The 25,042-nt window shown below is 63.0% G+C and carries 24 protein-coding genes; 17 read left to right on the forward strand and 7 right to left on the reverse strand.

Annotated elements, in window-relative coordinates:
- The first annotated feature begins 191 nt into the window (after nt 1-191).
- The 6 genes from GC1_RS16300 (at nt 192) to GC1_RS16325 (ending at nt 5,384) form a co-directional block, all read left to right on the forward strand.
- Nucleotides 192-1,136, forward strand: coding sequence for a CheB methylesterase domain-containing protein (locus tag GC1_RS16300; protein WP_052254223.1), 945 nt, complete (start codon nt 192-194; stop codon nt 1,134-1,136).
- 24 nt (nt 1,137-1,160) lie between these two features.
- On the forward strand, nt 1,161-1,730 hold the full coding sequence (locus GC1_RS16305) for a chemotaxis protein CheD (RefSeq protein ID WP_019294499.1): 570 nt from the start codon (nt 1,161-1,163) through the stop codon (nt 1,728-1,730).
- Nucleotides 1,731-1,835: 105 nt separating this feature from the next.
- Nucleotides 1,836-2,639 carry a molybdate ABC transporter substrate-binding protein gene (gene modA / locus GC1_RS16310; RefSeq protein WP_019294500.1) on the forward strand — a complete coding sequence of 268 codons (804 nt, stop codon included), beginning with the start codon at nt 1,836-1,838 and terminating at the stop codon, nt 2,637-2,639.
- Nucleotides 2,636-3,340 carry a molybdate ABC transporter permease subunit gene (gene modB, locus GC1_RS16315; protein WP_019294501.1) on the forward strand — a complete coding sequence of 235 codons (705 nt, stop codon included), beginning with the start codon at nt 2,636-2,638 and terminating at the stop codon, nt 3,338-3,340. The genes modA and modB overlap by 4 nt, the downstream gene beginning before the upstream one ends.
- The gene (gene modC, locus GC1_RS16320) at nt 3,340-4,428 is read left to right on the forward strand and encodes a molybdenum ABC transporter ATP-binding protein (RefSeq protein ID WP_019294502.1); all 1,089 of its coding nucleotides are present in this window, start codon (nt 3,340-3,342) and stop codon (nt 4,426-4,428) included. The genes modB and modC overlap by 1 nt, the downstream gene beginning before the upstream one ends.
- Nucleotides 4,429-4,553: 125 nt before the next feature.
- Nucleotides 4,554-5,384, forward strand: coding sequence for a bifunctional allantoicase/(S)-ureidoglycine aminohydrolase (locus tag GC1_RS16325; protein ID WP_019294503.1), 831 nt, complete (start codon nt 4,554-4,556; stop codon nt 5,382-5,384).
- 72 nt (nt 5,385-5,456) lie between these two features.
- Here GC1_RS16325 and GC1_RS16330 read toward each other — a convergent pair whose 3' ends face one another.
- On the reverse strand, nt 5,457-5,825 hold the full coding sequence (locus GC1_RS16330; RefSeq protein ID WP_019294504.1) for a winged helix-turn-helix transcriptional regulator: 369 nt from the start codon (nt 5,823-5,825) through the stop codon (nt 5,457-5,459).
- A 210-nt stretch (nt 5,826-6,035) separates the two neighbouring features.
- Between GC1_RS16330 and GC1_RS22230 the strand changes: the two genes are divergently transcribed.
- On the forward strand, nt 6,036-7,199 hold the full coding sequence (locus GC1_RS22230) for a glutathione S-transferase N-terminal domain-containing protein (RefSeq protein WP_019294505.1): 1,164 nt from the start codon (nt 6,036-6,038) through the stop codon (nt 7,197-7,199).
- Between the two features lie 13 nt (nt 7,200-7,212).
- Here the strand turns inward: GC1_RS22230 and bhcR are convergent, their stop codons facing one another.
- Complete coding sequence (gene bhcR / locus GC1_RS16340; RefSeq protein ID WP_019294506.1) at nt 7,213-8,028, reverse strand: HTH-type transcriptional regulator BhcR; 816 nt, start codon at nt 8,026-8,028, stop codon at nt 7,213-7,215.
- A 198-nt stretch (nt 8,029-8,226) separates the two neighbouring features.
- Here bhcR and bhcA point away from each other — a divergent pair, with 198 nt between their 5' ends.
- The 5 genes from bhcA to GC1_RS16365 all read left to right on the forward strand — a co-directional run bounded on the left by bhcA (nt 8,227) and on the right by GC1_RS16365 (nt 13,211).
- Complete coding sequence (bhcA, locus tag GC1_RS16345; protein WP_019294507.1) at nt 8,227-9,417, forward strand: L-aspartate--glyoxylate aminotransferase BhcA; 1,191 nt, start codon at nt 8,227-8,229, stop codon at nt 9,415-9,417.
- On the forward strand, nt 9,417-10,385 hold the full coding sequence (gene bhcB / locus GC1_RS16350) for a beta-hydroxyaspartate dehydratase BhcB (RefSeq protein ID WP_019294508.1): 969 nt from the start codon (nt 9,417-9,419) through the stop codon (nt 10,383-10,385). Before bhcA ends, bhcB begins: the two co-directional genes overlap by 1 nt.
- A 16-nt stretch (nt 10,386-10,401) precedes the next feature.
- Entirely contained in the window at nt 10,402-11,565 is a 1,164-nt protein-coding gene (bhcC, locus tag GC1_RS16355; protein ID WP_019294509.1) for a 3-hydroxy-D-aspartate aldolase BhcC, read from the forward strand.
- Nucleotides 11,566-11,637: 72 nt separating this feature from the next.
- Nucleotides 11,638-12,603 (forward strand): iminosuccinate reductase BhcD, encoded by a 966-nt coding sequence (bhcD, locus tag GC1_RS16360; RefSeq protein ID WP_019294510.1) that lies wholly within the window; start codon nt 11,638-11,640, stop codon nt 12,601-12,603.
- A 95-nt stretch (nt 12,604-12,698) separates the two neighbouring features.
- Nucleotides 12,699-13,211 carry an AmiS/UreI family transporter gene (locus GC1_RS16365; RefSeq protein WP_019294511.1) on the forward strand — a complete coding sequence of 171 codons (513 nt, stop codon included), beginning with the start codon at nt 12,699-12,701 and terminating at the stop codon, nt 13,209-13,211.
- A gap of 62 nt (nt 13,212-13,273) precedes the next feature.
- On the opposite strand, the gene GC1_RS16370 is transcribed toward GC1_RS16365, so the two are convergent.
- The 3 genes from GC1_RS16370 to puuE all read right to left on the reverse strand — a co-directional run bounded on the left by GC1_RS16370 (nt 13,274) and on the right by puuE (nt 16,685).
- Nucleotides 13,274-14,710, reverse strand: a complete 1,437-nt coding sequence (locus tag GC1_RS16370) for a uracil-xanthine permease family protein (protein ID WP_019294512.1) — start codon at nt 14,708-14,710, stop codon at nt 13,274-13,276.
- A 71-nt stretch (nt 14,711-14,781) separates the two neighbouring features.
- A complete protein-coding gene (locus GC1_RS16375) occupies nt 14,782-15,273 on the reverse strand; it encodes an ureidoglycolate lyase (RefSeq protein WP_019294513.1) in 492 nt (163 codons plus the stop codon).
- Entirely contained in the window at nt 15,270-16,685 is a 1,416-nt protein-coding gene (gene puuE / locus GC1_RS16380; RefSeq protein WP_019294514.1) for an allantoinase PuuE, read from the reverse strand. Before puuE ends, GC1_RS16375 begins: the two co-directional genes overlap by 4 nt.
- A 149-nt stretch (nt 16,686-16,834) precedes the next feature.
- Here puuE and uraH point away from each other — a divergent pair, with 149 nt between their 5' ends.
- Complete coding sequence (gene uraH / locus GC1_RS16385) at nt 16,835-17,191, forward strand: hydroxyisourate hydrolase (RefSeq protein ID WP_019294515.1); 357 nt, start codon at nt 16,835-16,837, stop codon at nt 17,189-17,191.
- Between the two features lie 79 nt (nt 17,192-17,270).
- Here the strand turns inward: uraH and GC1_RS16390 are convergent, their stop codons facing one another.
- Nucleotides 17,271-18,179, reverse strand: coding sequence for a LysR family transcriptional regulator (locus GC1_RS16390; protein ID WP_029204635.1), 909 nt, complete (start codon nt 18,177-18,179; stop codon nt 17,271-17,273).
- 104 nt (nt 18,180-18,283) lie between these two features.
- On the opposite strand from GC1_RS16390, the gene GC1_RS16395 reads away from it, so the two are divergent.
- Complete coding sequence (locus tag GC1_RS16395; protein ID WP_019294516.1) at nt 18,284-19,543, forward strand: urate hydroxylase PuuD; 1,260 nt, start codon at nt 18,284-18,286, stop codon at nt 19,541-19,543.
- Between the two features lie 317 nt (nt 19,544-19,860).
- Nucleotides 19,861-20,064: a hypothetical protein gene (locus GC1_RS16400; protein ID WP_019294497.1), complete on the forward strand. Its 204-nt coding sequence runs from the start codon at nt 19,861-19,863 to the stop codon at nt 20,062-20,064.
- Nucleotides 20,065-20,122: 58 nt separating this feature from the next.
- On the opposite strand, the gene GC1_RS16405 is transcribed toward GC1_RS16400, so the two are convergent.
- Nucleotides 20,123-21,040, reverse strand: coding sequence for a LysR family transcriptional regulator (locus tag GC1_RS16405; RefSeq protein ID WP_019294496.1), 918 nt, complete (start codon nt 21,038-21,040; stop codon nt 20,123-20,125).
- Between the two features lie 207 nt (nt 21,041-21,247).
- On the opposite strand from GC1_RS16405, the gene xdhA reads away from it, so the two are divergent.
- Both xdhA and xdhB read left to right on the forward strand, forming a co-directional pair.
- Nucleotides 21,248-22,711, forward strand: coding sequence for a xanthine dehydrogenase small subunit (xdhA, locus tag GC1_RS16410; protein ID WP_019294495.1), 1,464 nt, complete (start codon nt 21,248-21,250; stop codon nt 22,709-22,711).
- Nucleotides 22,712-22,723: 12 nt separating this feature from the next.
- Nucleotides 22,724-25,042: a xanthine dehydrogenase molybdopterin binding subunit gene (xdhB, locus tag GC1_RS16415; RefSeq protein ID WP_019294494.1), complete on the forward strand. Its 2,319-nt coding sequence runs from the start codon at nt 22,724-22,726 to the stop codon at nt 25,040-25,042.

The following is a 25,042-nucleotide window of genomic DNA, read 5'->3' on the forward strand; positions in this document are numbered from 1 at the left end:
GCCCGCGATCTCTGGCAGGACTTCTGAAAACTCACCGGAGGCGCCGCAAAAACCTGCGGTGCCTTCAGACTATGGCAACCTGTGCCTGCAATTCTTAGGGCACTGCAACTTGACTGGGGAACCCATTGTCTTCGCGTAACTTATTGATCATTACCACGGACCGTAACTTTGCCCGCACGTTGCAGGGCTATATGGAGTCCGCCTATCCCGGCATGAAAGTGCTTTTGGCCAACAACCTGATGATGGCTTACAATCAGGCGGAGGCCGCACAGCCGGTGTTTGCCTTCGTTGAGGACGGGTTCACCAAGCTGCCTGAATTTGAGATGATGATGGCGCTGTTTTCCGCCATGGACACCCGCTGGGTCTCCGTGATGGACACTCAGGGCGCCACGCCGGCCCGCAAGTCCTCACCGCTGCTTGATGTCGGCGCCGGTATATTCGAGCTGACCAAATCAGACCACCCAAGCCAGTTTGCGCAGTATTTCGACATGATGCTCAACGCGCCGCGCCGCAGCCCCCGGGCTGCCGCAGGTGCCTCGGCCGCCCGGCCGGCCGCTGCTGCTGGCGGCAGCAAGAAACTTATTCTGATCGGATCCTCAACGGGTGGCGTGGAGGCGCTGCGCAGCGTGCTGGTCGGCTTCCCCTTCGACTGCCCTCCGACCCTGATTGTGCAGCACACCGGCAAGAATTTCGGCTCCGGGCTGGTGTCACTGCTGGACCGCATCTGCCCTGCCCGCGTGCGCCCGGCAGAAGACGGCACCACGCTGGAGCCGGGCCATGTTTACATCGCCGCAGGCCAGCGCCGCCACATGGGGATCACCAGCCGCAAGCCGCTGCGCCTGCGGATGAAGGAAGGCCCCGATATTTCCGGCCACACACCCTCTGTTGACGCTCTGTTCACCTCTGCCGTGCCATATGGAAAGGACGTTGTAGCCACCATCCTGACCGGCATGGGCCAGGATGGGGCCAGGGGGCTCCTGGAACTGCGCAAGGCCGGCGCCAAGACCTTTGCCCAGGATGAGAAATCCTCAGTGGTCTACGGCATGCCACGGGTGGCCTGGGAAATGGGGGCTGCCCAGCAGCAGGTGCCTCTGGCCCGGATGGCCAATACACTACTACAGGCCAGCAAGGTCTGATCGAACCGCAGGAAGGACCTGACTTTGACTACTGTTTTCGCCAATTCGAAATCCGTTACGGTTCTGCAGGGGGAATACCGGGTGAGCACGGATCAGAAGATCATGTTCTCCACGGTCCTTGGCTCATGCATCGCGGCCTGCATTTACGATCCGGAAAATGGTGTGGGCGGGATGAATCATTTCCTGCTCGCCAACGCCCGCCAGGGCGGGGCGGCCAATGCCCGCTACGGCATCCACGCAATGGAGCTGCTGATCAACGGCATCCTCAAGAAAGGTGCCAGCCGCTCCAACCTGAAAGCCAAGGTGTTCGGCGGCGCCAAAATGTCGGCAAACCTGTCGGATATCGGGGCTGCAAATGCCGATTTCGTGCAGCGGTTCCTGCGCGATGAGGGCATTCCCGTGATTTCTTCCAGCGTCGGAGGCACTTCGGCACGCCGGGTACGGTTCCACGCCTGTTCCGGCGCAGCCCAGCAGACACATGTCAAGGACGACCGCAAACTCGGCGAACTGGAACAGCGCGCCGCCGCACGTCCGGCTCCGGTCCCTGCACCGGCAGCGGCAGGCGCTGGCGCTGGCGTGGTGGATCTGTTCTGACCGGCCGCCACCTTCGGCACGCCGCCTAGTCTGCAAGGCCGCTGAGCACAGTGCGTGAAATACCGTTTGCCCGCACCGGCCGGCACAGGTAGTCCCTTAGGGGTCATGAGCGCATACCTGGCTTCATTCTTGAATTCATTGGCTTCGCCGGTTTTCTGGCGGAGCCTTGCTGCAGCAGGGGCGCTGATCTCCGGCTTGGCCGGGCAGCTGCAGGCCGAAGTCACCGTGTTTGCGGCCGCCAGCGCCAAAACCGCGCTGGATGAGGCAGCGGCATCCTACCGGGACAGCACCGGTCAAAACGTAACACTCTCATATGCAGGCTCTCCAGCCCTGGCCCGGCAGATCCAGCTGGGCGCACCGGCAGACCTGTTCATCTCAGCCAACCCCGGTTGGATGGACGTGCTTCAGCAAGAAGGCCTGATCGACGAAACCTCACGTCTGGACTTGCTTGCGAACAGTCTGGTTTTGATCGCGCATGGACCAGGTGCTCTGCCGCTGGACTTAGAGGCCGCGGATCTGGCAGGCCGGCTTGGCGAAAGCCGCCTGGCCATGGCGCTGGTGGATGCGGTGCCTGCAGGCCTCTACGGCAAGGCAGCGCTGATGGCACTGGGGCAATGGAATGAGCTTGCCCCCAAGGTGGCTCAGACCGCCAATGTGCGCGCCGCGCTGGCGCTTGTTGCCTCCGGTGAGGCGTCAATGGGTGTTGTCTATGCCACCGATGCCAAGGCGGAAGATGGAGTCACGGTGATTGCAGCCTTTCCGGCTGACAGCCATCCTCCGGTCATCTACCCGGCTGCTGTCGTCACCGGCGGCAATATGGCTGAGGCAAAGGCGTTTCTGGATTTTCTTAACGGCGCCGCGGCCCGGAGCATTTTTCTGCATCACGGTTTTGGAGAACCCCAAGAGTGAGCGCTGAATCTGCATGGCTGGGTCCCGAGGAATGGCAAGCGGTGATGCTGTCGCTTCAGGTCTCGATCTGGGCAACGCTGGCGGCACTTCCGCCGGCGGTCTTCACCGCCTACGCGCTGGCACGCTGGCAGTTTCCAGGTAAGCAGATCGTCAACAGCCTGGTGCACCTGCCGCTGATCCTGCCGCCGGTGGTGACGGGATACCTGCTGCTGATGCTGTTCGGCACCAAGGGGCCGGTTGGCGGCGCATTGCAGCAGATCGGCATCGTCTTTGCCTTCCGCTGGACCGGGGCAGCGCTGGCCGCCGGTATCATGGCATTTCCGCTGATGGTGCGGGCCATCCGCCTGTCGGTGGAGGCGGTGGACCCCAAGCTGGAACAGGCCGCCGCCACCCTGGGCGCATCGCGCATCATGTGTTTTGCTACCATCACCCTGCCGATGATCCTGCCCGGGCTGATTGCCGGCGCGGTGCTGGGCTTTGCCAAGGCCATGGGCGAATTCGGCGCCACCATCACCTTTGTCTCCAGCATTCCCGGACAGACCCAGACGCTGCCTTCGGCGATCTATACCTTCCTGCAGGTGCCCGGCGGCGAGACCGCGGCGCTGCGGCTGACCCTGGTGTCGATTGCAATCGCCTTGACCGCGCTGCTGCTGTCGGAACTGCTGGCGCGCCGGGCGGCTGACCGGGCCGGGGGGCGCTGATGCTGACCGTTTCGCTGCAACATGCGCTGCCAGGGTTCGGGTTGGACGTGCAGTTTGAGGCGCCGCCAGGGGTCACCGTGCTGTTTGGCCGCTCCGGCACCGGCAAAACGACGGTGATCCAGGCGGTGGCCGGGCTGCTGCGGCCGGATCAGGGCCGGGTGGCGCTGCAGGGCGAGGTGCTGTGCGACACCAGCCGGGGGCAATGGCTGCCGCCGCACAAGCGCCGGATGGGCTGTGTCTTTCAAGAGGGGCGGCTGTTCCCGCATCTGACGGTGCGCCAGAACCTGGCTTTCGGCCAATGGTTCGCGCCCCGGAATGCAAAGCGAGAAAACCTGGACCGGGTGGTGGAGCTCTTGGGCATCGGCCCGCTTCTGCAGCGCCGGCCCGGACATTTGTCAGGCGGCGAAAAGCAGCGCGTTGCCATTGGCCGGGCGCTGCTATCCGCGCCGCGGATGATCCTGGCGGATGAACCGCTGTCGGCTCTGGATGAGGCCCGCAAGGCAGAGATCCTGCCCTATTTCGAGCGGCTGAGGGACGAGATCGGCATTCCGATGCTCTACGTCAGCCATTCGGCGGCTGAAGTCGCCCGGCTGGCGACCACCGTGGTTGTGCTGCAGGACGGCCAGGTTCAGCGGCAAGGCTCCGCGGCAGAGGTTCTGGGTGATCCCGCGGTTATGCCCGCAGGCGTCCGCGCGGCAGGCGCATTGCTGCAGGCACGGGTGGCGCGGCATCACGGCGACGGGCTGACAGAGCTGGATGCAGGCGGCGTGCCGCTGTACCTGCCGCAGATCGCCAGGGCGCCCGGCAGCATGGTCCGGGTGCGGGTTTCGGCGCATGAGGTGATCCTGTCGCGCCAGCGCCCCGAAGGGCTGTCGGCGCTTAACATCCTGCCGGGCACTGTGGAACATGTCCGCACCGGCGGCGGGCCCGGCGCTATGGTCTCGCTGACCACGCCGGCGGGCCGGGTTCTGGCCCGTGTCACCCGACGCTCCGCCCAGGCCCTGGGATTGGAGCCTGGCGCAGAATGCCATGCAGTGGTCAAAACCGTCTCCATTGCGCCGGAAGATATCGGCGGCGGCGGTGGATAGGGCCGCCAGTCACGTCTTCAAAAATACCAAGACAATCCTTCAGGTATTCTTGATACGGAAATAAGTTCGGTTGCGCCGGACAGGCGGGTATCAATGGAGCAGCACTTCAGCAGGAAAGGCAGCCGATGACCAAACGATCCTATTACGCTCCGGAAGGCGGGCTGCCGCCGCAGACCCAGCTGCTGACCGACCGCGCCATGTTCACCGAGGCTTATGCGGTGATCCCCAAGGGCACCATGAGCGATATCGTGGCCAGCCTCCTGCCGTTCTGGGACAAGGCGCGCTTCTGGGTGCTGTCGCGGCCCCTGTCGGGTTTTGCCGAGACCTTCTCGCAGTATATCGCCGAGGTGCAGCCCGGCGGCGGCAGCGACCGTCCGGAAACGGAAGCAGGCACCGAGGCGGTGCTGTTCGTGGTGCAAGGATCAATGACCCTGACCATCGACGGATCCGCGCATGAAATGGAGGAGGGCGGCTATGCCTTCCTGCCGCCGCAAGCGGTCTGGAGCCTGCGCAATAACGGTGACGCACCGGTCCGCTTCCACTGGATCCGCAAGGCTTATCAGCCGGTTGCAGGGCTGGACGCGCCTGAGGCCTTTGTCACCAGCGACAAACACGTCGACCCGACCCCGATGCCGGAAACCGAGGGCAAGTGGGCGACCACCCGTTTCGTGGACCCCAACGACCTGCGCCACGACATGCATGTGACCATCGTCACCTTCGAGCCCGGCGCGGTGATCCCCTTTGCCGAGACCCATGTGATGGAGCATGGCCTCTATGTACTGGAGGGCAAGGCGGTCTACCGGCTGAACCAGGACTGGGTCGAGGTCGAGGCCGGCGATTACATGTGGCTGCGCGCCTTCTGCCCGCAAGCCTGTTATGCAGGCGGCCCGGGCAAGTTCCGCTACCTGCTCTACAAGGACGTGAACCGTCACATGCCGCTGGCGCCGCTGCGCTGACGGGCAGGTCAGGGGAACACAAGCCGTTTTCCGGCATCGGGCTGCTCATACTCAGGCTGGCTGACTCTCAGGTCAGCTGGCCTGTTCGCTGTTATGAAGCACCCACCATTTATGCATTGCATGGAACATATCCGTTAGCGCCATCGCCTTGGCGGTTGCCGTATACTCCACCCTCGGCGGAACCTCGGGAAAGATCTCCCGGCTGACAAGGCCGTCTTTCTCCAGCGCCCTCAGCTGGCTGGTGAGCATGGTCTGGGTGATGCCTTCAACGTCACGCCTCAGCTCGCCAAACCGTTTGGTTCCCTGAAAAATCAGCACTTGAAGGATGATCAGCTTCCACTTGCCGCCAATGAGCTGTGCGATGTCCGGCATCGGACAGCGCTTGCCAAATGCCCCGCCAGATTGCGTCGTCTGGAAATTTTTCGGCGGCTCGGCATTCATTGCAAATCCTCCATGGTACAAAAATCATACTAACATGAATTTGAGGAGTTTCGCAGAAAATCAGAGTTGAGGATGCTATTCAGCCGGTACTTGTTATTGGAAGCAGCCGGGCAATAGTATCGTTTCCCTGACTAAGTAAGAAATTTCTGCCTACTTTTCAATTAATTAGCAGACGCTATCCTCCTCAGAGACACCTGAAGGAGGCACAAAATGACACTCACTATTCACACAATCAGCGGCGCACCCCGCGCCTGGCGTGTTCTCGCGGGCCTGGCACTCAAGGGGCTGAGCTGGGAGCAGAAGGTGCTGTCAGCGTCAGACGGCGAGCACAAGAAGGAACCCTTCCTTTCGCTCAATCCGCGCGGCACGGTCCCGGTGCTGGAAGCAGGCGGCTGCGTCATACGGGATTCCATCGCGGCTCTTGCCTGGCTCGACAGGGCCTTTCCGAAGCGTCCGCTGTTTGGCGCAACCCCGGAAGAAGCCGCAGAAATCTGGCAGATCACGATGGAGGCCAGCAGCTATCTGCGAGATGCCTGCCATGATGTGCTGGCGCCTGTGCTGGTTCAGCGTATCGCTCCGGCCCCCGGCAGTCCTGAAGAAACAGCGCTGAAGACCGCGTCAGAGGCCCTGCACAGAGAGTGCCGCTGGCTGGAAGGGCTTCTGGACAGCAGGCCGTATCTGGCCGGGTATGCCCCCAGCGCCGCTGACGCAGTAGTATTTCCGGAAATCCGCCTGATCCAAAGGGCCGCCGAAACCCGCCACGAGGTGATGGAGAAGCTCGGGTTCGGCTTTCCTCCGGATCTCTACCCACGTTTGGCGGACTGGAAGGAGCGGATGAGCGTGCTGCCCGGTATGGCCGAAACCCTTCCGCTGCACTGGGACGAGCATACCAGACGCCCAGCTGCACGGAATTACAAGCGCAGCATCTCTACCGCAGCCACACCGGACCAGGCATTTCACGCTTTAACCCAAGGGTTCGGAGGCTGGTGGACGGAGCCGGATAATCCCATTCTGCAGCCCGGCGACCGCGCCAAATTCACCTTCCCTCCGGGGCGCTCTTTCTGGATCTTTGAGGCCAAGCGCCTTGTTCCCGGCGAACTTGTCGAGCTGGAATGCGTCGAGGCGCTGCATCTGCACGAAGGGCAGCCCAGCGAAATCGAAACCGAATGGCTCGGCACGCGCGCTATTTGGCGGATTTCTCCGGATCCGCAGGGCTGCCGCATCCGGTTTGAGCATGAAGGCCTCAGGCCCAGCCTGCTCTGCTATGATGTTTGCGAGGCTGGCTGGGACCATTTCTTCGCTTCCAGCCTGAAGGCCTATCTCGACACCGGTCAGGGCAGGCCGCACCGCACCGCGGAGGAATTGCAGCACTAGGCGCAGGGGGGCGTCAGGCGGCCGGCGCCCCCATTCCTTGCGACAGTTTCTGCGCGGCGTCCTTGACCAGGGTGCCGATGCCATAGATGCCGCCGTCCGGCATCCGTGCGGTGGGGCCGGAGATCGAAATCCCAGCCAGGACCTCGCCCTGCATGCCAAAAACGGGCGCCGCGACGCAACGCATGCCCGGCGCCTTTTCCTCATCGTCGAATGACCAGCCGCGGTTGCGGATTTGCGCCAGGTCTGCGCGCAAAGTCTCTGCCGAGGTCAGGGTTTTCTCCGTAAATCGCTCCAGCGTGCGCCCGCGCAGGAAACGGGCCAGCTGATCCTCACCGAAACAGCTGAGCAGCGCCTTGCCGATGCCGGAAGCATGCATGGGAGAAGTGGTTCCAGGCGGAAAGAAAGCCCGGATCGATTCATGGGTTTCCACCTGGCTCACGAACATCACATCGCCGCCACGTTCGATGCCGAGGTTGGAGGTCTCGCCGGTAGCCTCCATCAGCTCCCGCATCACCGGCCGCGCCCGTTCGATCACACTGGAGCGGCGCAGGAAGGCGGAGCCGAGACGGAACGCCATCGCGCCGATGTGCCAGGTCTGCGACTGCGGCTCCATCTCGACAATCCGGCGCGCCTCCAGCGTTGCCAGCACCCGGTACATAGTGGCCGCCGACTGATCGAGCGCGGAGGAAAGCTCCGTCAGCGTCATGCCACTGGCGCCAGCTAGCGCGTCCAGCACATCCAGCGCCCGGTCAAGCGATTGGATCGTGGCCGGCTGACTGGCGGAATCAAAGCTTTTGGGGCGGCCCTTGCGGCGCGGCGGCTGGGACATTTTCAGGTCTTTCTTGGCAATTCAAGCAGCTGCTTATCGATAAAACTGAAAATACCTTCTGTACAGTGAAAAAACTAAAACCATTGAAAATATGGATAAATAACTCGCCTCTCCCATTTTTGAAATCTTTTTTCAAAAAAATATCCCTGCGGGCAGCTGCCCCTTACATTGGAGGAAATCGCCACAGGAGGGCACGACATGAGCTTTCAAAACCCAGTTTTCATTCCCGGTCCGACCAATATGCCCGAAGCACTGCGCAAGGCAGTGGACATGCCGACGCTGGACCACCGCTCGCCGCTGTTCGGCCAGATCCTGCACCCGGCACTGGCCGGTGTGAAGAAGATTCTGAAAAGCGAAACCGCCGAGATCTTCGTCTTCCCGTCGACCGGCACCGGCGGCTGGGAAACCGCGATCACCAACACGCTGAATTCGGGCGACAAGATCCTGGCGGCGCGCAACGGCATGTTCAGCCACCGCTGGATCGACATGTGCCAGCGTCACGGTCTGGACGTCCAGGTTGTTGAAACCCCCTGGGGCGAGGGCCTGCCCGCGGACCGGTATGAGGAAATCCTGACCGCTGACACTTCCCACCAGATCAAGGCGGTTCTGGCGACCCATAACGAGACCGCAACTGGCGTCAAATCCGACATCGCCGCCGTCCGCCGCGCGCTGGACGCCGCAGGCCACCCGGCGCTGCTGTTTGTCGACGGTGTGTCCTCCATCGCCTCGATGGACTTCCGGATGGACGAATGGGGCGTCGATATTGCCGTCACCGGCTCGCAAAAGGGTTTCATGCTGCCGCCGGGCCTGGCCATCGTTGGCTTCTCGCCCAAGGCCATGAAAGCTGCCGAGACCGCGACCCTGCCGCGCACCTTCTTTGATATCAAGGACATGGCCAACGGCTATGCCAACAGCGCCTATCCTTACACGCCTTCTGTCGGCCTTCTGAACGGTCTGAACATGGCTTGTGGTATGCTGCTGGATGAAGGGCTGGAGAATGTCTTTGCCCGCCACCACCGGATTGCCGAGGGCGTCCGCGCCGCGGTCCGCGCCTGGGGGCTGGAGCTGTGCGCCGTGTCGCCGGATGTCTACTCCGACAGCGTCAGCGCCATCCGCACGCCGGACGGCTTTGACGCCAACAAGTTCGTGAGCCTGGCGGCCGAGAAATACGGCGTCGCCTTTGGCACCGGCCTGGGCGAAGTCGCGGGCAAGGTGTTCCGCATCGGCCACTTGGGCAGCCTGACCGATGTGATGGCTCTGTCCGGCATTGCCACCGCCGAAATGGTTATGGCCGACCTCGGCCTCAACATCCAGCTGGGCTCCGGCGTGGCAGCGGCACAGGACTACTACCGCGGCAACACCGCCTCCAGCACCAAGGCTGCCGCCTGATGAAGGATACCGCGATGTATATCCCGACCTATGAGGACATGCTGGCTGCGCACGTTCGCATCCAGCCCCATATCCGCCGCACCCCGGTGCGCACCTCTGCTTATCTGAATGAACTGACCGGGGCCGAGCTGTTCTTCAAGTGCGAGAACTTCCAGGAGCCGGGCGCCTTCAAGGTGCGCGGCGCCACCAACGCGGTGTTCGGGCTGGATGAGGCGCAGGCCGCCAAGGGCGTCGCCACGCACTCCTCAGGCAACCATGCCTCCTGCCTGTCTTATGCGGCAATGCTGCGCGGCATCCCGTGCAACGTGGTCATGCCGCGCACCGCGCCGCAGGCCAAGAAGGACACCGTGCGCCGCTATGGCGGCAAGATCACCGAATGCGAGCCTTCGACCAGCTCGCGCGAGGAGACCTTTGCCAAGGTGCAGGCCGAGACCGGCGGCGACTTCGTGCACCCTTACAACGACCCGCGCGTGATTGCGGGGCAGGGCACCTGCGCCAAGGAGTTTGTGGAGCAGACCGACGGCCTCGACATGGTGGTGGCCCCGATCGGCGGCGGCGGCATGATTTCGGGCACCTGCCTGACGCTGTCGACGCTGGCACCGGAAACTAAGGTGATCGCCGCGGAGCCGGAGCAGGCCGATGACGCCTACCGCAGCTTCAAAGCGGGCTACATCATCGCCGATGATGCGCCCAAGACCATCGCCGACGGGCTGCTGGTTCCGCTGAAAGACCTGACCTGGCATTTCGTCAGCAACCACGTCAGCGAGATCTACACCGCATCCGATGCGGAGATCATCGACGCAATGAAACTGATCTGGAAGCACCTGCGCATCGTGATGGAGCCGTCCTCCGCGGTGCCGCTCGCCACCATTCTGAAAAACAAAGACGCCTTCGCGGGCAAACGCGTGGGCCTGATCGTCACCGGCGGTAATGTCGACCTCGACAAGCTGCCCTGGATGAACAGCTAAACTGGGGAATAGAACCATGAACGCACAGACCAAATTTGAAGAGCTTGAAGTCGGCTATGACGTCCCGGCGATCCCGGGCATGGACGAAGCTGACATCCAGACCCCGGCGCTGGTCCTCGACCTGGACGCGCTGGAGCGCAACATCAAGAAGATGGGCGACTATGCCAAGGCACACGGCATGCGTCACCGGGTGCACGGCAAGATGCACAAGTCGGTGGATGTGGCCAAGCTGCAGGAACGCCTTGGCGGCGCGGTTGGCGTCTGCTGCCAGAAGGTGTCGGAGGCTGAGGTCTTTGCCCGCGGCGGCATCAAGGACGTGCTGGTCTCCAACCAGGTGCGCGACCCGCAAAAGATCGACCGCCTGGCCCGCCTGCCCAAACTGGGCGCCCGCACCATCGTCTGCGTCGATGATCTGGACAACGTGGCCGACCTGTCGGCAGCAGCACAAAAGCACGGCACCGAGCTGGAAGTGTTTGTCGAGATCGACTGCGGCGCAGGCCGCTGCGGCGTGACCACCACCGAAGCTGTGGTTGAGATTGCCAAAGCGGTGAACGCGGCAGAGAACCTCAAGTTCTCCGGCATCCAGGCCTATCAGGGCGCGATGCAGCACATGGACAGCTACGAGGACCGCAAAGCCAAGCTGGACATCGCCATCGCGCAGGTTGCCGATGCGGTCGAGGGCCTGAAGGCCGAAGGCATCGAGTGCGAGCTGGTCTCCGGCGGCGGCACCGGCTCCTACTACTTCGAATCGAACTCCGGCGTGTACAACGAACTGCAGTGCGGCTCCTACGCCTTCATGGACGCGGACTATGGCCGTATCCTGGACAAGGACGGCAACCGGATCGACCAGGGCGAGTGGGAAAACGCCTTCTTCCTGCTGACCCAGGTGATGAGCCACGCCAAGGCCGACAAGGCCATCGTGGATGCAGGTCTCAAGGCGCAATCCGTGGACAGCGGCCTGCCCTTCATCTTCGGCCGCGACGACGTGGAATACATCAAATGCTCAGACGAGCACGGTGTGGTCTCCGACCCGAACGGTGCGCTGAAAGTGGGCGACAAGCTGCGCCTGGTGCCCGGCCACTGCGACCCGACCGCCAACGTGCATGACTGGTACGTCGGTGTCCGCAACGGCAAGGTCGAAACCGTCTGGCCCGTCTCGGCCCGCGGCAAGGCCTACTAAGCAAACGATCCCCGAACTGGCGGAGGTGCGCATGCCGCCCTCCGCCGGCTTTTTTGTTGAGGAGAAACAGACATGTATATCGTTCCGGAAAAGGCGATTGCGGATCTTGTGACCCGCGAAGCCTCGTTCGATGCGGTCGAGAAGGTCTTTGCCGCGATGGCCGCAGGCGATGCCTACAACTTCCCCGTGGTGCGCGAGGCGATCGGCCACGAGGACGCGCTCTACGGCTTCAAGGGCGGCTTTGACCGCGCGGGCCTGACGCTGGGCCTCAAGGCCGGCGGCTACTGGCCGAACAACCTGGAAAAGCGCGGGCTGATCAACCACCAGTCCACCGTCTTCCTGTTCGACCCGGACACCGGCAAGGTGAAGGCGATGGTGGGCGGCAACCTCTTGACTGCGCTGCGCACCGCAGCGGCGTCCTCGGTGTCGATCAAGCATCTGGCCCGCCAGGACGCCAAGGTGATCGGCATGATCGGCGCCGGCCACCAGGCCACCTTCCAACTGCGCGCCGCCCTGGAGCAGCGCCAGTTCGAGAAGGTCATCGGCTGGAACTACCACCCGGAAATGCTGCCCAACATCGAAAAGGTCGCCGCGGAAGCAGGCCTACCGTTTGAAGCAGTGGACCTCCCCGGCATGGCTGAGGCGGATGTGATCATCTCCATCACCTCGGCCTTTGCACCGTCACTGATGGCGGATCATGTCAGCCCCGGCACTCACGTCGCCTGCATGGGCACCGACACCAAGGGCAAGCAGGAGGTCGAGGCCGAACTTCTGGTCAAGGCATCCGTGTTCACCGACGAAGTGGCGCAATCCATCTCCATCGGCGAGGCGCAGCACGCGGTGGCGCAGGGCCTGATCCAGGAGTCTGATGTTGCCCAGATCGGCGCGGTCATCAACGGCACCAATCCGGGCCGCACCTCGGACGATCAGATCACCCTGTTCGATGGCACCGGCGTCGGCCTGCAGGATCTGGCCGTCGCGGCCTCTGTTGTGGAAGTGGCGGTTGAAAAGGGCATCGCCATCGAGGTCGATTTCTAAGCCCCGGCCAGAAACACATTCTGCAAATATCCGCATAGCGGAACGGCAGGAGAGAGGTGTACCTCTCTCCTGTTTTCTTTTGGGGGACTGAAAAAATGTTTCTGGGATTGAGCCTGCTGGTGGTCGGCGTGGTGCTGTGTTTGAACGGCATCTGGCAGATGGGCCGTATTCAGGACCGCGAGATCATCCTGATCAACGCGGTTGCATCACTGGTGTTCTTTGCCATCGTTCTGCTGATCGCGCTGGCGGCGCGGCAGCCCGCGGACCTGCTCGATGCGGGCATGACGCTGTTGTTCGGCTCCACATACCTGTGGGTGGCCTACAACCGCACTTTCGCCTCCAGCGGCGAGGGGTTGGGATGGTTCAGCGGCTTTGTGGCCCTCACCGCCGCGCCGATGGTGCTGCGGGTACTGGCGCAGGCGGACGGTCTGTTCGATGTCTGGCTGGCGGGTTGCTGGGCCGCCTGGTCCGGGCTGTGGTTCCTGTATTTCCTGAACCTTGCCCTCAAACGCGGCAGCCCCCGGCTGACTGCCATTGCAACGCTGTTGTGCGGCATCTTCACCGGCTGGCTGCCGGGTCTGGCAGTGCTGCACGGGCTGGCTGGCTGAAACGAAAAGAACCGGCCCATTGCGGGCCGGCTCGTATTGTCATTTCATTGCATCTGCCTGCGTCAGGCGTGGTCCTCATGCGGCAATGACCCGCGGCCGTGGCCGCTCAGCCCGCCGGAGACTTCCTCGGTGGCCTCCCCCGCCAGTTCCTGCGGCAGCACCAGGTTCAGCACGATGGCAATCAGCGCTGCAGGCAGCAGACCGCTGGTCAGCAGGATGCGTGCGGTGTCCGGCATGTGCTGTAGCGCGCCCGGTTCCAGCTGCAGGCCCAGGCCGATGGACAGGGAGATCGCAAAGATCACCATGTTGCGGCGGTTCCAGTCCACGTCCGACAGCATCGAAACGCCTGCCGCAACCACCATGCCGAACATCACGATCACACCGCCGCCCAGCACCTCGATCGGCACCGTGCGGATCACCGCGCCCACCTTGGGGATCAGCCCGCAGACGATCAGGAAGATGGCTCCGCAGGTCACCACGTGGCGGCTCATCACCCCGGTCATCGCGATCAGGCCGACGTTCTGGGAAAACGACGTGTTGGGGAAGGCGCCGAAGAATCCCGCCACAGCTGTACCTACACCATCGGCATAGGTCGCACCTGCGATCTCCTCCTCGGTGGCCTCGCGGCCCGCGCCGCCCTTGGTCACGCCGGAAACGTCACCGACGGTCTCAACCGCGGAAACAAAGCTCATCAGGCAGAAGCCGATGATTGCTGCGGCGGAGAACTCAATCCCGTATTTGAACGGCTGCGGCAGGGCAAAGGCAGCGGCCCGCTCCCAAGAGCCGGAAACGGCTTCAAACGTCAGCATGCCCGTCATCAGCGCATAGATGTAGCCGACGATCAGGCCCAGCAGCACGGCAGAGACAGACAGCATCCCCTTGGTGAAGAACTTGAGGCCAAGGGTGACGAAAATCACTACCAGCGCCGCCGACCAGTTCAGCAAGGAACCGTACTCCGGCGTGCCGATGGCCGGAACACCGCCCGCGGCGTACTGGATGCCGACCTTCACCAGCGCCAAACCGATCATGGTGACCACCAGTCCGGTAACCAGCGGCGGCAGCGCAAAGCGGATCTTGCCGATCACCGTACCGAGCAGCCCGTGGAAAATGCCTCCAACAATAACACCGGTGAACAGCGCGGCCAGCCCGTCGACACCCTTGCCCGCAACCAGCGGGATCATGATTGGCAGGAAGGCGAATGAGGTGCCCTGCACAATCGGCAGCGCCGAGCCGATGGGGCCCACGGTGATGGTCTGCAGCAGGGTGGCGATGCCGGCAAACAGCATCGACATCTGGATCAGATAGAGCAGTTCGGGGAAATCGGGCGAATTGGAGCCGAAGCCGAAACCGGCGGCGCCGGCCACGATGATGGCGGGTGTCACGTTTGAAACGAACATCGCCAGCACATGCTGGATGCCCAGCGGCACCGCCTTGTGCAAGGGCGGTGTGTAATTGGGGTCGCGCAGCTGTGCTGGCGTCCCGATGGAAGTGTCAGCCATGATTGGAATCTCCTGTCGGTCATGGGGATCTTGCCGCTTCTTGTTTTTGTTGGCGGCTTGAAGGTGTGCGGTCAGTCTGCGACCACGGTAAAAGGCTCCTTGAACCAGTGTTCTTCGAGATTGGGGGAGGTACCGATCCGGTCGACAACGATATATTGGCCGGGTGCTCCCAGCGGGGCGAGCACCCCGTGCCAAGTGCCGCGGTGCAGATTGATGGATTGGCTCGGCTGGCTGATGAAGGCCTGCAGGTTGACCGGCACACCGCCATCGTCGTCCGCGACTACAACCAGCATAGGAACGCCGCTCACTGGCACAAAGGCCTGGCTGCCCTCCGGATGGCGCTCCACCATGTCCACTTTGTGCGGCAGATGGCGGGCCTTGGCGTCAAACAGGCTGATCCCGGCCCGTCCGTCCGGACCGAAATCCAGCGCCGCGCGGTCGTGGTGGCGTCCGCACATGCCCTGATTGATCATTTTGTCCGGCGCGCCCGCGACCTCAATCACATCGCCATAGGGTGCAAAAGCCGCTGCCGTCAGCGGCTTTGCTGTCAGCCGCCCGCTCACGGCAGCAGGTCCTGCAGCCGGAACTGGGCGATGCGCTCGACCTGGCGGCAAGCCTCATCGAACTCGGTGGCCCGGTCATTGTGGATACGCCGGTGGAAGGCCTCCATGATCGACGCCTTGTTGTGGTCGCGCACCGCAATGATGAAGGGGAAGCCGTGCTTCTCCACATACTCGGTGTTGAGCCGGGTGAAGGTCTCGCGCTCCTCATCAGTCAGCATGTCGAGACCAGCACTCGATTGTTCGGAGGTGCTCTCCGCGGTCAGCCGTCCTGCCGCAGCCAGCTTGCCCGCCAGATCAGGGTGCGCGGTCAGCACGCCCAGGCGCTCGTCCTCAGATGCGGTGCGGAAAATCCGGCACAGCGCGTTGTGGACGCCGGCGGCGCAGTCATGCGCGGGCCCCAGCTCCAGATCAAAGGCACGGTCGGCGATCCAGGGCGAATGCTCGAAGATCGAGCCGAACTTGGCGACAAACGCCTCGCGCTCCATTTGGCTGGGGCGCTCGCGCTTCACCGGCGGGTGGGTTTCTGCCCAATGCTCAGCAATGTCGATGCGGCGCGGGCACCAGACACCCTCGAAGCCCTGGATATAGTCGATGAACCGCTTGAGCCCCGCGATCTTGCCCGGACGGCCCACCAGACGGCAGTGCAGGCCGATGGTCATCATCTTCGCAGCACCCGCCTCGCCCTCGGCATAGATCACGTCAAAGGCATCCTTCAGATACTGGAAGAAATGCTCGCCCGTGATCCAGCCCGGCGAATTGGAAAACCGCATATCGTTGGCTTCCAGCGTGTAGGGAATGATCAGTTGATCATGGCCGCCGGTCTCCAGCCAATAGGGCAGGTCGTCGTCATAGGTGTCGGAGATGTAGTCAAACCCGCCTTCCTCGGCCACCAGCCGCACCGTATTGGCGCTGCAGCGCCCGGTGTACCAGCCGCGCGGGCGGGTGCCGGTGACCTCAGTGTGCAGGCGCACCGCCTCGGCAATCGCCGCGCGTTCCTCCTCCTCGGCCATGTCCTTGTGCTCGACCCATTTCAGGCCGTGGCTGGCGATCTCCCAGTCCGCGTCCTTCATCGCCTGCACCTGCTCGGGCGAGCGGGCAAGGGCGGTGGCGACGCCGTAGATGGTCAGCGGAATGCCCGCGCCGGTGAACAGCCGGTGCAGCCGCCAGAAGCCGGCGCGCGACCCGTATTCATAGATCGACTCCATGTTCCAGTGGCGCTGGCCGGGCCATTGCGCGGCACCGGGAATGTCGGACAAGAACGCCTCAGAGGCCGCATCCCCATGCAGGATGCAGTTCTCGCCGCCTTCTTCATAGTTCAGAACAAATTGCACGGCGGCTTTGGCCCCATTGGGCCACTGCGGGTCAGGTGCGGCAGCACCGTATCCGCGCAAGTCACGGGGATAGCGCGTCACGTCAGGTCTCCTGTCTTTTTATTATGTATAGAACAGATAATCCGCTTCGGCTTTCAGTATATTTTTGAAAGAACTTTTTGACTCTTCCTTCTGTATGCAGCGGGCTGATGCGCGCATACCTATGGAAACGGAATTGATAGGAGGCTGGCATGGCCGGATTTCTGACCACCCATGTGCTGGACACCGCCCGCGGCTGCCCGGCGGAAGGGCTGAAGATCGATCTCTACCGGATCGAGGGCAATGAGCGCATTCACCTGCGCAGCCTAACTACCAATGACGACGGGCGCACAGATGAGCAGATCCTGCCCGCAGGCGAATTTGCAACCGGCACCTATGAGCTGGTGTTCCACGCCGGCGGCTATCTGCGCGCCACCGGCCAGGCCGGCGCTGACCCGCTGTTCCTGGACCAGGTGCCGCTGCGCTTCGGGATGAGCGAGGCTGACAGCCACTACCACGTGCCGCTCTTGCTGTCGCCCTACGGCTACTCCACCTACCGCGGCAGCTGAGCCGCACGCCCCAAGATACCTCTCCTCCCGCTTGGCATCTGCCGGCGGTTCCCGTCCCAGGCAACTGGGGCGGGCTTTTTCATTCTGAGGGGAGGGACGCCTGAATGTGGTCCACCATGAAATCCATGAACAGCCGCACCTTGGGGTCCTGGTGGCGGCGGTGGACATAAAGGCAGGCCATCTGGATCGGAATCGGCGGCTCCTCTGCCAGCACCGGCACCAGCCTGCCGGAGGCCAGGTGTTCTGAAATCTCGAACACCGGTTTTAGGATGATCCCATGCCCGTCCAGCGCCCAGTTGGTCAGCACATCGCCGTGATCCGATTCAAACGGCCCGGTGACCGTCACCCGCTTGACCCCGTCCTGGCTGCGCAGCGGCCATTGGAATTCCGGCGCGCCGGGATAGCGCAGGTTCAGGCAGTCATGCGCCTCCGTCTTCAGCTCCTCGCTGTTTTTCGGCTGGCCGCGCTGTTTGATATACTCCGGCGCCGCACACAGCACCCGCGGGCAATCGGCGATCTTGCGGATGCGCAGGTTTGAATCCTCCGGCACGCCCAGGAAAAACGCCGCATCCAGCCCCTCTGCCGCCAAGTCCAGCTTGCGGTCCGACAGCCGCAGCCGGATCGAGATCAGCGGATAAGCTTCCTTGAACTTCGGCACCGCCGGCGCAATCAGCCGCTGCCCCAGCCCCAGCGGTGCGGCCACATACAAGGTACCGCGCGGGGTTTGGGTGACGCTGCTAATGTCAGCCTCAGCCTCATCCACCGCTTCCAGAATCTTGACCGCGCCGTGATAGAACAAGTTGCCCTGTTCGGTCGGATTGAGCAGCCGGGTGGTGCGCTGGAACAGCCGCACATTCAGGTGATCCTCCAGCTGCGAAATCCGCGACGACGCCACCGCCGCTGAGATCCGCATGTCACGTGCGGCTGCAGACATGTTGCCGAGTTCATAGACACGGACAAAGGTGCGGATATTGTCGAGATAGGCCATTCACGTATTCTTTGTGTTATTTTGAAACAGCTTGGATTTTTTACCTAATACATGAAAATAACGCCATGCTCTAGTCTCGGGTCAAAGCTTATGAGGAGAGAACAATGGAAGAGCTCGTGATCATGTGGGACTGGCTGGGCTTTGCGGTCCGCTGGCTTCATGTCATCACCGCCATTGCCTGGATCGGATCGTCATTCTACTTCGTCGCGCTGGACCTTGGCCTGCGGAAGGTTCCGCATCTGCCGGTCGGCGCGCATGGCGAGGAATGGCAGGTCCACGGCGGCGGTTTTTATCACATCCAGAAATACTTGGTGGCGCCGAAGAACATGCCGGACCATCTGATCTGGTTCAAATGGGAAAGCTACGCCACCTGGCTGTCAGGCGCGGGCCTGCTGATGATCGTCTACTGGGCGGGCGGGGAGCTGTACCTGATCGACTCCGCCAAGGCCGACCTGGCCCTGTGGCAGGGCATCCTGATTTCCGGCGCATCGCTGACCATCGGCTGGATCGTCTATGACTTCCTGTGCAAATCGCCGCTGGGGGAAAAACCGACCTTCCTGATGGTGCTGCTGTTCGTGCTGCTGGTCGCCATGGGCTGGGGCTACAACCAGATCTTCACCGGCCGCGCGGTGATGCTGCACCTGGGCGCCTTTACGGCTACCATCATGACTGCAAACGTCTTTTTCATCATCATGCCGAACCAGCGCATCGTGGTGAAGGACCTGCAGGAAGGCCGCACGCCGGACGCCAAATACGGCAAGATCGCCAAGCTGCGCTCGACCCATAACAACTATCTGACGCTGCCGGTGGTGTTCCTGATGCTGTCGAACCACTACCCGCTGGCCTTTGCCACCGAGTACAACTGGCTGATCGCGGCGCTGGTGTTCCTGATGGGCGTGACCATCCGCCACTACTTCAACAGCAACCACGCGGGCACCAGCAACCCGACCTGGACCTGGCCGGTGACCGCCATCCTGTTCATCGGCATCATGATCCTGAGCCAGGCGCCGCTGCAGCAGGACACCTACGAGGAATCCGAGGCGCGGGAGCTGACCAAATCCGAGCAAGTGTTTGCCAGCAATCAGCATTTCGAGGACGTGATGAATGTGGTGCCGGGCCGCTGCGCCATGTGCCACGCGCGGGAGCCCTACTATGACGGCATCCGCCGCGCGCCCAAGAACGTGCTGCTGGAGACCCCGGCCGATGTGGCGAAATACGCCAAGGATATCTACCTCCAGGCAGGTGCTACCCATGCGATGCCGCCCGCCAACGTCACCTTCATGGAGGACGAGGAGCGCGCCCTGATCCGCCGCTGGTACGGCAGCGCCTCCAAGGATCTGCCGCTGACACTGGCCGCGAACTGACGCTGTCAGACACTTTCAAACCGGATGGCTCCGCCCCTGTGGCGGGGCCATTTTTTGTCCGGCACCCTGCATGCACCCCCTGTACACCCCCTGTGCACCGCCAATGCAGCAAAAACCCGGGAACCAATTGCCCAAGCTGCGCGTTAACTCTGCATAGGGTTTGCCCAACTGCGCCGGATCTCCGGGGCTTCCGGCCTGTTCAGCCACAGCGCCACTCCGTTGCGGGCACCCTTCGCTTGGGCGGCACCAGCCGGGGGTGGCCGCCCGGAAATGCGGCAACACTGCCGGGGGGAGTGGACGTTGAAGGAGGAAACACGATGCTTAGGAAACCCATCGCAATCGGATTTGCACTCTGCACCGTTTTGGCCGCCTGTGGCGACACCACCGGCGAGCGGCTGGTCTACGGCGCCGGGGCCGGGGCTGCCGGCGCCGCCGTTCTGGACGGCAATCCGGTGACAGGGGCGGCTGTCGGGGCCGCGGCAAACCTGCTCTACTGCCAGGAAAATCCGCACCGCTGCTAAGGCGAGAACCCTGGTCATTCAAAAGGCGGGCAAGCGGTGCCCGCCTTTTCCTTTGCCTCTAGCCGCCCGCTTCGCTGCGCCGAAAAGCGGCGAGGCCCTGTTTTACCGCATAGTCCACAAACAGGCGGATCTTGGGGTCCTGCAGTTTCCGGTGCGGATAGAGACAGCCGAAAATGGTCGCCTCAGGCGGGGTGTCCGGCAGCACCTCGACCAGCGCGCCGCTCTTCAAATGCGCGGCGACGTCAAAGCGCGGCTTGTTGACGATGCCGCGCCCGTCCAGCGCCCAATTGGTCAGCACGTCGCTGTCATCGGCGTCGTATTTTCCCGAAACCTCCAGCTTGCGCGGCCCCTCAGGCGTGGTCAGCGTCCAGAAATATTCGGGTGAGCGCGGATAACGCAGCAGCAGGCAATTGTGACCGCTCAGCAGATCCTCCGGCACCTGCGGGGTGCCGTGGCGCTCCAGATACTCCGGCGCCGCACATAGCACCCGGGCGCAATCGGCGATCTTGCGCATCTTCAGGGTGGAATCATGCGGGGTGCCGATAAAGAAAGCCACATCCAGCCCGTCGGCCAGGATATCGACCTTGCGGTCCGACATCCGCATGCGGATTTCGGTGGCCGGATACTCCTCGACAAACCCCGGTACCAGCGGCGCGATGATGCGGCGGCCAACGCCCAATGGCGCGGTCACCCGGATCACCCCGCGCGGCGCGGCGGAAAACTGCGAGACCACCGCCTCGGCGTCCTCAATCGATTCGAGCACCTTCTTGGCTTCGGTATAAAACAACTGCCCGGCCTCTGTCGGGGTCAGCGATCTCGTGGTACGGTTGAACAGCCGCACGCCAAGGTGCTTTTCAAGCTCCTTGATCCGCTTGCTGGCAACCGCCGGAGTCAGCCGCAGATCCCGCCCGCCAGAGGTGATGCTGCCCAGTTCGACGACTCGGGTAAAGACCCGCAGGGATTCCAGATAAGACATGGTTCACAGACCTTTACGGGGCGCGTTTCCCGCTTGCCCTGATGAGCAGAGGTCGGCAAACGCACCGGTTCCGGCACCTATTAGCCTAACCATTTTCAACAGAGTGTTGAAAGCCTTTCGCGATTGCAGCCGTTAACCGAGGCAGTCAGACAAGGTAAAAATGACATAAGCGGGCCAGCTCGGCCCAAGAGACATTCGGGAGGCCCCATGGCACATCAAACCGGCATACGCTTTCTTCTGAACGGCAAGGACATTGTGCTGGAGGACGTGAAGGCGACCACCACTCTGCTGGATTTCCTGCGGCTGGAGCAGCGCCTGACCGGCACCAAGGAAGGCTGCGCCGAGGGCGACTGCGGCGCCTGCACCGTGCTGGTGGGCCGTCTGCATAATGGCGCCCTGCGTTATGAGGCGGTGAACGCCTGCATCCGTTTCCTGGCGTCGCTCAATGGTTGCCACGTGGTGACGGTGGAGCATTTGTCCGGCCCGAACGGCCGTCTGCACCCGGTGCAGCAGGCGATGGTCGAATACCACGGCAGCCAGTGCGGCTTCTGCACCCCCGGCTTCGTGATGTCGCTTTATGCGCTGTGGATGGAAAACCCGCAGCCGAACGAGGCTGAGGTGGAAACCGCCGTTCAGGGCAACCTCTGCCGCTGCACCGGCTATGAGCCGATCGTGAAGGCCGCACTTGCGGTGAACCAGTACGGCACCCCGGCCAATGATTACCTGACCACCGAACGCGACGCGCTGACCGCCAAGCTGAAGGCAATCCAGCCGGAAGCCCGCGTCGTGACCGGCCCCGAGGATGACCGTGCCATCCTGCCGCTGAATGCGGCGGATCTGGCAGAGGTGCTGGCCGAGAACCCCAAGGCAACTATCGTCGCGGGCTCCACCGATGTCGGCCTGTGGGTCACCAAATTCATGAAGCCGATCTCGCCGGTGGTGTTTGTTGCCCACCTGGAAGAGCTGAAGGCGGTTGAGCTGACGGATGAAGCGCTGACCATCGGTGCCGGCGTCACCTATACCGAGAGCGAAGCGGCGATCCGCGATGCCTTCCCGCATCTGAGCGCCTACTGGGACCGCATTGCCGGCTGGCAGGTGCGCAACATGGGCACCATCGGCGGCAATATCGCCAACGGCTCTCCCATCGGGGACACCCCGCCGGTGCTGATCTCGCTGGGCGCCGAGGTGACGCTGCAGAAGAAAGGCGGTTCCCGCACGCTGCCGCTGGAAGAGTTCTTTATCGACTACGGCAAGCAGGACCGTGAGCCGGGCGATTTCGTGGCCTCGATCCGCATTCCGCGCCCGGCGGCAGGGCAGATTGATGCCGCCTACAAGATCTCCAAGCGCCGGGACGAGGATATCTCCTCGGTTGCCGCCGGGGTCAGCGTCACCGTGAAGGACGGCACGATCACCTCTGCGCGGATCGCATTCGGCGGCATGGCGGCAACGCCCAAGCGCGCCGCCGGTGCCGAGGCCGCACTGGTTGGCCAGCCCTGGGGCGAGGCCGCGTTTGACGCGGCAGCGGAAGCGGTGAAGCAGGACTTCACCCCGCTCAGCGACTGGCGCGCCTCTGCCGAGTACCGCGCGCTTACGGCCAGCAACCTGCTGCGCCGCTTCTACCTGGAACATGACGCGGGAACCGCCGGTGCTGTCCGGCTGGCCGTCGCCTGAGGAGGATTTAAGATGAAAGACCATCAGACCATCAGCGGCGCCGTGCACCATGACCGCCAGCACGACAGCGCGATCAAGCATGTGACCGGCCGCGCCGAATACACCGACGATATCGCCGAGCCCTATGGCACGCTGCACGCCTATCTGGGTGTGTCCACCGTGGCGCACGCCAATATCAGGAGCATCGACCTGTCAGCGGTGCGCGCCGCGCCCGGCGTGGTGGACGTGCTGACCGCCGATGACATTCCCGGCGTTAACGACATCAGCCCCACCGGCAAGCATGACGAGCCGGTGTTCCCGACCGAGAAGGTCGAATTCCACGGCCAGCCGATGTTTGCGGTGATTGCCGAGACCCGCGATGCCGCCCGCCGTGCGGCGGAGCTGGCAGAGGTGGACTACGAGGTGCTGCCCCCCGCCCTGGACCCGGTTCAGGCGCAGGAGGCGGGCTATCCGATGATCACCGACCCGCTGAAGCTGGAGCGCGGCGACGTTGAGGCCGGGCGCAAGGGTGCTCCGCACCGCATCCAGGCGCAGATGACCGTTGGCGGACAGGACCACATGTATCTGGAGGGGCACATCGCTTTTGCCGTCCCCGGCGAAGATGAGGATGTGACCGTGCATTGCTCCACCCAGCACCCCAGCGAAGCGCAGCATATGGTGGCGCATGTTCTGGGCGTCGCGAACAACGCGGTCACCGTCAACGTGCGCCGCATGGGCGGCGGCTTTGGCGGCAAGGAAAGCCAGATGAACCTGTTCTGCGCTGTGGCTGCGATTGCTGCGAAGAAGCATAACCGCCCCGTAAAGATCCGCCCGGACCGCGATCAGGACATGACCGCCACCGGCAAGCGCCATGACTTCGTGATTGACTATGACGTGGCCTTTGACGATGCGGGCCGCATCCAGGCGGTCGAGGGCGGTTTTGCCGCGCGCTGCGGCTATTCCTCGGATCTGTCCGGCCCGGTCACCGACCGCGCGCTGTTCCATGCGGACAATGCCTATTTCTACCCGAACGTGCTGCTGAAAAGCCGCCCGATGAAGACCAACACCGTCTCCAACACCGCCTTCCGCGGCTTTGGCGGCCCGCAGGGCGTGGTCGCGGCAGAGCGGATGATCGAGGAGATCGCCTATGCCCTTGGCAAGGATCCGCTGGATGTGCGCAAGGTCAACTTTTATGGCGAAGAAGGCCGGGATCTGACGCCCTACCATCAGAAGGTGGAGGACAATATCCTCGACCGGCTGATCGGGGAGCTGGAAGAGAACGCTGAGTACCGTAAGCGCCGGGAAGAGATCATCGCCTTCAACAAGGAGTCGAAGATCATCAAGAAGGGCATTGCCCTGACACCGGTGAAATTCGGCATTTCCTTCACCGCGACCTGGTACAACCAGGCGGGCTCGCTGATCCACGTCTATAACGACGGCTCAATCCACCTGAACCACGGCGGCACCGAGATGGGGCAGGGCCTCAACACCAAGGTGGCGCAGGTTGTGGCCGACGCCTTCCAGGTGGATTTCGAGCGCATCAAGATCACCAAAACCACCACCGAGAAGGTGCCGAACACCTCCGCCACCGCGGCCTCGTCCGGGTCAGACCTCAACGGCATGGCGGCGCTGGATGCGGCGGAGCAGATCATTGCCCGGCTGACCAAGTTCGCGGCGGAGAAGTATGAAGTGGCCGAGGCGGAGGTCGAATTCCTGCCCAACCGCGTGCGCGTTGGCAGCGAAGAGATCCCCTTTGATACGCTGGTGAAAGAGGCCTATATGGCCCGCGTCCACCTGTCGGCGGCGGGGTTCTACAAGACGCCGGAAATCCACTGGGACCGCGCGGCGGGCAAGGGCCAGCCGTTCTTCTACTACGCCTATGGCGCGTCCTGCTCCGAGGTGTCGGTCGATACGCTGACCGGCGAATACCGGGTGGAGCGCACCGACATCCTGCATGACGTGGGCCGCTCGCTGAACCCGATCCTGGACAAAGGCCAGGTGGAGGGCGCCTTCATCCAAGGCATGGGCTGGCTCACTACCGAGGAACTGTGGTGGGACGGCGAAGGCCGCCTGCGCACCCATGCGCCCTCGACCTACAAGATCCCGCTGGCATCCGACCGGCCGCGCATCTTCAACACGCAGCTGGCCCAGTGGTCGGTGAACAAGAAGCGCACCATCAAGCGGTCCAAGGCTGTGGGCGAGCCGCCGTTCATGCTGGGCATCTCGGTGTTCGAGGCGCTGTCGATGGCTGTCGCCAGCACTGCAGATTACAAGGTCTGCCCGCGCCTGGATGCGCCAGCCACGCCGGAGCGCGTGCTGATGGCGATCGAAACCCTCAAAGCGCAGGGCTGA

It is taken from the genome of Leisingera sp. ANG1 (genome assembly GCF_000203975.2).
Lineage (GTDB): Bacteria > Pseudomonadota > Alphaproteobacteria > Rhodobacterales > Rhodobacteraceae > Leisingera.